The organism is Streptomyces niveiscabiei (assembly GCF_001419795.1).
GTDB classification, from domain to species: domain Bacteria; phylum Actinomycetota; class Actinomycetes; order Streptomycetales; family Streptomycetaceae; genus Streptomyces; species Streptomyces niveiscabiei.
In genome coordinates, this window is the sequence record NZ_LIRL01000666.1 from 1 (window position 1) to 7,104 (window position 7,104).

Below are 7,104 nucleotides of genomic sequence, written 5' to 3' on the forward strand. Positions count from 1 at the left end.
CGTCACCGGGAAACCGCCGTGCCGACGCCGCCGAACGCCCGTACGGCCGGGGCGGTGCCTGGCCGGCTCACGGGCTTCCGGCGGGCAGCCGTACGGTGAACGTCGTCGCCCCCGGGCGGCTGTCGAGGGTGACGTCTCCCCCGTGGGCCTGGGCCACCGCGGCGACGATCGACAGGCCGAGCCCGGTGCCGCCCTGGGCGTCCTCGGTGCGGCGGCGTTCCCCGTGGGTGAAGCGTTCGAAGACGCGGGGGCGGATGGACGCGGGGATGCCGGGGCCGTCGTCGTGGACGGAGAGCCGCGCGGTCTGGCCGTCGGCGGCCAGGGAGACGGTGACGGTGGTGCCGGGCGGCGTGTGCAGGCGGGCGTTGGCCAGGAGGTTGGCGGGGATCTGGTGGAGGCGGTGGGCGTCGCCGGTCACCGTGACGGGTTCCTCGGGGAGTTCGAGGGCCCAGCGGTGTCCGGGCCCGGCGGCCTGGGCGTCGGTGACGGCGTCCAGGACGAGGCGGGTCAGGTCGACGGGGTCCTGTTCGAGGGGGCGGCCGGCGTCGAGGCGAGCGAGCAGGAGCAGGTCGTCGACCATCTCGCCCATGCGGGCCGATTCGGCCTCGATGCGCTCCAGGGCGCGGTTCACCTCCGGCGGGACGGGTCCGGGGTGCAGCAGCGCGAGTTCCGCGTGGCCGCGTACGGAGGCGACCGGGGTGCGCAGTTCGTGGCTGGCGTCGGCGGCGAAGCTGCGCAGCCGCTCCTGGCTGGCGTGCCGTTCGGCGAGCGCGTTCTCGACGTGGCGCAGCATGGCGGCGAAGGCCGCGGCGAGTTGTCCGACCTCGTTGCGGGGGTCCGCCTCGGGCGGGCGCGGCCACTGGTCCAGTTCACCGCCGGCCAGCGGGAGTTCGCTGACCCGGGTGGCGGTGGCGGCGACTTTGCCGAGCGGTCGCAGCGACCAGCGCACCCACAGGGCGCCCGCGATGCCGGTGGCGGCGAGGGCGGCGCCGAAGACGACGGCGCAGACGAGTTCGAGGCGGTGGACGGCGGCCTCGACGGGTTCAGTCGGCACTCCGGTGACCAGGACGTCGCCGTCGCGGCCGGTGCTCGCCAGCATCCGGTAGTCGCCGAGCGCCGCCAGGCCGACGGTGCGCCCCCGGCCGTCGGCGGGCAGGGCGGCGAGGTGGCGCCGGTCGCGGGCGCCGAGGGTGACGGTGCGGGTGCCGCCGCCGGACGCGACCACGGAGGCGTGCGTGACCGCCCCGCCGACGAGCCGGGCGCCGAAGGTCCCGGCGGGCTGGAGACGGGTGTCGCCGTCCTCGTCGCCGTCGTGGTCGGAGGGGAGGCTCCCGCCGTGTTCCAGGCTGGCCGGGAACCGCGCGCCCGCGTCGCGCAGCTGCTGGTCGAGGCGGCCGGTGAGGAAGCCGTCCAGCTCCAGGACAGCGGCGACACCGACGGCGGCGCAGCTGACCGCGAGCAGGACGACGAGGCCGGCCGTGAGGCGGGCGCGCAGGGTGCGCGGCCAGGACGGGCGCCGCCTCACGGAGCCGCCGGTTTGAGGACGTACCCGGCGCCGCGCACCGTGTGGATCATGGGCGGGCGGCCCGCGTCGACCTTCTTGCGCAGGTAGGAGATGTACAGCTCGACGACGTGGGCCTGGCCGCCGAAGTCGTAGGACCACACGCGGTCCAGGATCTGCGCCTTGCTCAGCACGCGGCGCGGGTGGTGCATGAGCAGCCGCAGGAGCGCGAACTCCGTCGGGGACAGCTCGACGAGGTCGCCGCCGCGGGTGACCTCGCGGGCCTCCTCGTCCATGACGAGGTCGCCGACGGTCAGGCGCGGTCCGTCCTCCCGCTGGCGGGCCATGCCGGCCCGGCGCAGCAGGCCGCGCAACCGGGCGACGACCTCGTCGAGGCTGAAGGGTTTCGTCACATAGTCGTCGCCGCCCGCCGTGATCCCGGCGATGCGGTCCTCGACGGTGTCGCGCGCGGTGAGGAACAGCACGCACACGTCGGGCCGGACGGTGTGCAGGTCGCGCAGGACGGTGAAGCCGTCGGTGTCGGGGAGCATGACGTCCAGGACGACGGCGTCCGGCAGCAGCGCGCGGGCCTGGGCTGCGGCCGAGGCGCCGTCGCCCGCCGAGCCGACCTCCCAGCCCTCGTAGCGCAGGGCTCCGCAGAGGACCTCCGCCAGGTCGGGGTCGTCGTCGACGACGAGGACGCGCAGCGGGGTGCCGTCGGTCCGGGTCAGGGCGGGGCGGCCGAAGCCCCGGGGGCGGGAAGTGTTCATCTCGCCTCCCAGGATGCGCCCTGCGCGCCGCCCGCGCCCCCGCCGTTTCCTCTGAGTTCGCTCTGAGTCCCGGACCGGCCCCGGCCCGTCCGGCCTGGGCTCCTCGCCCTCCGGTGGGCACCGCTCAGAGGAGACGCAGAGGTCGGGCCGCAAGGGTGGCACTCAGACGGCCCTGAGCCGAACGGACTCGCGGAAGGACCCATGGATGACGACGGTGTACCCACGGCACAGGACGGCCCCCCGCAGCTCCCCCGCCGGACCCGTCCTCGCCGCCCTGTGGGCCGGGGCCGCCGCCGTGCTCGCCCTGTGGTGGCAGGACACCGGCCCGGTCGTCGGCGCGGCGGGCTGGCTGACGGGCGCCGGGCGGGTCGCGGGCCTGCTGTGCGGGTACGGGTGCGCCGTCCTCGTCGGCCTCATGGCACGCGTCCCGCTCCTGGAGCGGCGCGTCGGCACGGACCGCGTGGCCCGCTGGCACGCGATGGCGGGACGCCTCACGGTCTCCCTGCTGGTGGCGCACATCGTGCTGATCCTCGCGGGGTACGCCGCCCAGGACCGCGTCCCGCTGGTCCAGGAGGCCATCACGGTGGTCCTGAGCTACCCGGAGATGCTCAAGGCCACCGCCGGCGCGGCCGTCCTCGTCGGCGTCGGGATCGTCTCGGCGCGCGCGGTGCGCCGCAGGGTCGGCCACGAGTTCTGGTACGTCACCCACCTCCTGACGTACGCGGCCGTGTTCCTCTCCTTCGGCCACCAGCTCGCCCTGGGCGCCGACTTCGTGGGCCGCCGCCCCGCGCAGCTCGCCTGGTACCTGCTGTACGGGGGTGTCGCGGCGCTCGTGGTGTGGTTCCGGGTGCTGGCCCCCGTCCGGCTGAACCTGCGTCACCGGCTGCGCGTCGACTCGGTGCACCGGGAGGCGCCCGGCGTCCACTCGGTCCTCGTCCGGGGCCGGCGCCTCGACGAACTGGGCGCGGAGCCGGGCCAGTTCCTGCGCTGGCGGTTCCTCGCCGAGGGCCTGCGCTGGACGTCCACGCCGTACTCCCTGTCGGCGCCGCCGCGCCCGGAGCTGCTGCGGATCACCGTCAAGGCGCTCGGCGACCACAGCACGGCCGTCGCCCGGCTGCGGCCCGGCACCCGGGTGTGGGCGGAGGGCCCCTACGGCGCGCTGACCGCCGGCCGGGCCACCGCGCCCAGGTCCCTGCTGATCGCGGGCGGCGTCGGCGTCACCCCGCTGCGGGCCCTGTTCGAGACGCTGCCCGGCGAGGTCACCCTCCTGTACCGGGCCCGCACCGCCGAGGACCTGGCGCTGCGCGGCGAACTGGAGGAGATCGCCCGCCGGCGGGGCGCGCGGGTGCTGTACGCGCTGGACGGGCCGGACGGCCGCCGCCCCGACCTGTCGGCGCCCGCGCTGATCGCGTCCGTGCCCGGTCTGGCCGGCCACGACGTGTACCTGTGCGGGCCGCACGGCTTCGCCCAGGACCTGTACGCGGCGCTGCGGGCCGCCGGGGTCCCCGACCGCCGTATCCACCACGAGTCGTTCGAACTGTGAGGCCGCCGTGCACCCGTTGAAGAGGCGCCACCCCTTGCGCCGCCTGGTCCTGACGAGCGCGGCGACCGTGTCCGGGCTGGTCCTGCTGCTGTCCCTGAAGCCGCACACCACGCCGAGTTCCGCCGCCGGGACCGCTCCCCTGCCGGCCACCGCCGCCGGCACGGCCACCGGCGCCTCGGTGCCGACCCGCTACGGGCCCGTCCAGGTCCGGGTCACGGTCAGCGGCGGACGCGTCACGGGCGTGACCGTCGTCGCCCAGCCCGACGGCAGCCTCCGCGACCGGCAGATCAACGCGTACGCCGTTCCCCGGCTCACCCAGGAGACGCTCACCGCGCAGAGCGCCCACGTCGACACGGTCTCCGGGGCCACCTACACCAGCGGCGGCTACCGCCGGTCCCTCCAGTCGGCGCTGGACTCCCTGGCCGGCTGACCTTCCCCCCGGGGCCGGTCGGCCCGGGGGAAGGGGCCGACGGAACCTGGTGCGCGCGAGCCTCGCGGGACGAGGCTCGACGACATCAAGAACGGTCTCGCAGGGAGTGATGAGATGGCGAAGGCATATCTGGTGGGCAGCGGGATCGCGGCGCTGGCCGCCGCGACGTACCTGATCCGGGACGGCGGCTTCGCCGGGTCCGACATCCAGGTGTTCGAGCAGCAGCGGCTGCTCGGCGGGAGCCTGGACGCGGGCGGCACGCCGGCCACCGGCTACTCGATGCGCGGCGGGCGGATGTTCGAGGCGGAGTTCCGCTGCACGTACGACCTGCTGTCCCGGATCCCCACGCTCGACGATCCCGCGGTCAGTGTGACGGAGGAGATCCTCGCCGGGCACGAGGAGTTCGCGTGGGACGACATCGCCCGGCTCGTCGACGGGAACGGGCAGGTGATCGACCCGGCGTCGATGGGGTTCGGTGAACGCGACCGGCTGGAGCTGGTGCGGTGTCTGGCGACGCCCGAGAGACGCCTGGACGACAAGCGGATCACCGACTGCTTCGGCGAGCACTTCTTCACCACCTCCTTCTGGCTGATGTGGTGCACGACGTTCGCCTTCCAGCCCTGGCACAGCGCCGTCGAGTTCCGCCGCTATCTGCTGCGGTTCGTGCACCTGTTCCCGGAGTTCGCGTCGATGTCGGGCATCCACCGCACCCGCCGCCACCAGTACGACTCCATCGTCCGGCCGCTGACGGCGTGGCTCGGCGAGCGGGGTGTCACCGTGCACACGGGCTGCCGGGTCACCGACCTCGGGTTCGCGCCCGGTGTGCGCAGCGGGACGGTCGACGCGATCCATCTGAGCCGCCACGGCCGCGAGGAGCGGATCGCCGTCGCGCCCGAGGACCTGGTGTTCGTCACCAACGGATCGATGACCGACGCCTCCAGCCTCGGCACGCACACCTCGGCGCCGCCGCCCGCCCCCGAACGCTCGGACGCCTGGCTGCTGTGGCACCGGCTGGCGCGGGGCCGGGAGAACTTCGGCCGGCCCGGCGTCTTCGACAAGCACGTCAAGGACTCCCGGTGGGAGTCGTTCACCGTCACCTCGAAGGGCACGGACTTCCTGGAGGCGTTCGAGAAGTTCAGCGGCCGTCCGGCGGGACGGGGCGGCCTGATGACGTTCACCGCGTCGAACTGGCTGCTCAGCGTCGTCGTGCACCGCCAGCCTGTCTACCGCGACCAGCCCGAGGACACCACCGTCTGGTGGGGCTACGCCCTGTCCCCCGGCCGGGCCGGCAACCACACCCCCAAGCCGATGACGATGTGCTCGGGCCGGGAGATCCTCGACGAGGTCCTCCACCATCTGCCCTTCGACACCGGCACCCGCGAACGCGTCCTCGCCACCTCCACGGCCGTGCCCTGCGTCATGCCGTACGTCACCAGCCAGTTCCTGGTCCGCCGCCACGGCGACCGGCCCGACGTCGTCCCCGCCGGCTCCGTCAACCTGGCCTTCATCGGCCAGTTCGCCGAGGTCCCCGACGATGTCGTCTTCACCGTCGAGTACTCCGTGCGCACCGCGTGGACGGCGGTCTCGCGCCTGCTCGGCCTGGAGAGCCGCCCGCCGAAGGTCTACAAGGGCCACCACGACCCGCGTGTCCTGGCCGCGGCGCTGGAGACGATGCACCGGCGGTGAGGGATCGCCGGCAGTGGGGGACGGCCTTCTCGGCCGGGCGTGTGCTCCCGCTCCGCCCGGTCCGTCAGGACGGGAGTTTTTCGGCGCGGGAGAGGGCCCGCTTGAGCAGGGCCTCCAGCGCGTCCTGCTCGTCCTGGGTCAGGGTGGGGAACAGGGGTGCCGCGGTCAGGACCTCCAGCAGCCGTTCCCGCAGCTCGGAGCCCTGCGGGGTCAGGACGAGCTGCTTGGCCCGGCGGTCGGTGGGGTGGGGGCGGCGTTCGATCAGCCGCGAGGTCTCCAGTTTGTCGATGACGACGGTGGCGTTGGAGGGTTCGCAGCTCATCTTCCCGGCGAGTTCGCGCATGGTCATGGGATCGGTCATCTCGCGCAGGGCGGACGCCTGCGCGACGGTCAGGCCGAGCGCGGTCACCCATTCACGCATGCGCGCGTTGCTCTGCATGTCCAGGTCGTGGACCAGTTTGCCCAGCTCCCACTGTGCTTCCGCCTGTTCCTGTGTCATCGCCATGGCTCCAGACTAGCGGACTACTTCAAGCCATGATAGATATGATTTGAAACATTCAAGTCATATGCATTCGGAGAGCCTCATGAACCTCGACCTCACGGGCAGGACCGCCGTCGTCACCGGCGCCGGCCGCGGCATCGGACTCGCCATCGTCCGGACGCTGATCGGCGAAGGCGTCCGCGTGGTGGGCGCGGCCCGCACCATCACGCCCGAACTGAAGGAGACCGGCGCGATCACGGTGACGGCGGACCTGAGCACCGCGGACGGCGTCACCTCCCTCATCGACAGCGCGCTGGCCGAGCTGGGCGGCATCGACCTGCTGGTGAACAACGTGGGCGGCGGGGACGAGGCCGTCATGGGCTTCCTCGACGCCGGCGACGCCCAGTGGACCCGCATGTTCGACGTCAACGTGCTGGCCACCGTCCGTGCCACGCGCGCGGCCCTGCCCAGCCTGATCGAGCGTCGCGGGGCGGTCGTCAACATCTCCTCCACCTCCGCCCGGATGCCTTCGGGCGTCCCGGCCAGCTACAGCGCCGCCAAGGCCGCGGTCACCGCGCTCGGCAAGTCCCTGGCCGAGGAGTTCGGCCCCCACGGCGTGCGCGTGAACACCGTCACCCCGGGCCTGGTCCGCACGGCCGTCCACGAGGACCCGGACGGCCGTGCGGACCAGGC

Annotated in this window: 7 protein-coding genes; 4 read left to right on the top strand and 3 right to left on the bottom strand. The window is 73.8% G+C overall.

What is annotated here, in order from left to right; all coding sequences use genetic code 11:
• Positions 1-67 precede the first annotated feature (67 nt).
• Together AOK24_RS29855 and AOK24_RS29860 are read right to left on the bottom strand one after the other, a co-directional pair.
• A complete protein-coding gene (locus AOK24_RS29855; protein ID WP_055723153.1) occupies positions 68-1,525 on the bottom strand; it encodes a sensor histidine kinase in 1,458 nt (485 codons plus the stop codon).
• The gene (locus AOK24_RS29860; RefSeq protein WP_055723154.1) at positions 1,522-2,271 is read right to left on the bottom strand and encodes a response regulator transcription factor; all 750 of its coding nucleotides are present in this window, start codon (positions 2,269-2,271) and stop codon (positions 1,522-1,524) included. The genes AOK24_RS29855 and AOK24_RS29860 overlap by 4 nt, the downstream gene beginning before the upstream one ends.
• 205 nt (positions 2,272-2,476) lie before the next feature.
• Between AOK24_RS29860 and AOK24_RS29865 the strand changes: the two genes are divergently transcribed.
• The 3 genes from AOK24_RS29865 to AOK24_RS29875 all read left to right on the top strand — a co-directional run bounded on the left by AOK24_RS29865 (position 2,477) and on the right by AOK24_RS29875 (position 5,930).
• The gene (locus AOK24_RS29865) at positions 2,477-3,814 is read left to right on the top strand and encodes a ferredoxin reductase family protein (protein ID WP_055723155.1); all 1,338 of its coding nucleotides are present in this window, start codon (positions 2,477-2,479) and stop codon (positions 3,812-3,814) included.
• Positions 3,815-3,821: 7 nt separating this feature from the next.
• Positions 3,822-4,244, top strand: a complete 423-nt coding sequence (locus AOK24_RS29870) for an FMN-binding protein (RefSeq protein ID WP_055723156.1) — start codon at positions 3,822-3,824, stop codon at positions 4,242-4,244.
• Positions 4,245-4,358: 114 nt separating this feature from the next.
• Positions 4,359-5,930 (top strand): oleate hydratase, encoded by a 1,572-nt coding sequence (locus AOK24_RS29875; RefSeq protein ID WP_055723157.1) that lies wholly within the window; start codon positions 4,359-4,361, stop codon positions 5,928-5,930.
• Between the two features lie 64 nt (positions 5,931-5,994).
• Here AOK24_RS29875 and AOK24_RS29880 read toward each other — a convergent pair whose 3' ends face one another.
• Positions 5,995-6,435: a MarR family winged helix-turn-helix transcriptional regulator gene (locus AOK24_RS29880; protein WP_316685452.1), complete on the bottom strand. Its 441-nt coding sequence runs from the start codon at positions 6,433-6,435 to the stop codon at positions 5,995-5,997.
• A 79-nt stretch (positions 6,436-6,514) separates the two neighbouring features.
• Here AOK24_RS29880 and AOK24_RS29885 point away from each other — a divergent pair.
• Positions 6,515-7,104 (top strand): SDR family NAD(P)-dependent oxidoreductase (locus AOK24_RS29885; protein WP_055723158.1); only part of this gene is annotated, 590 nt, incomplete at its 3' end.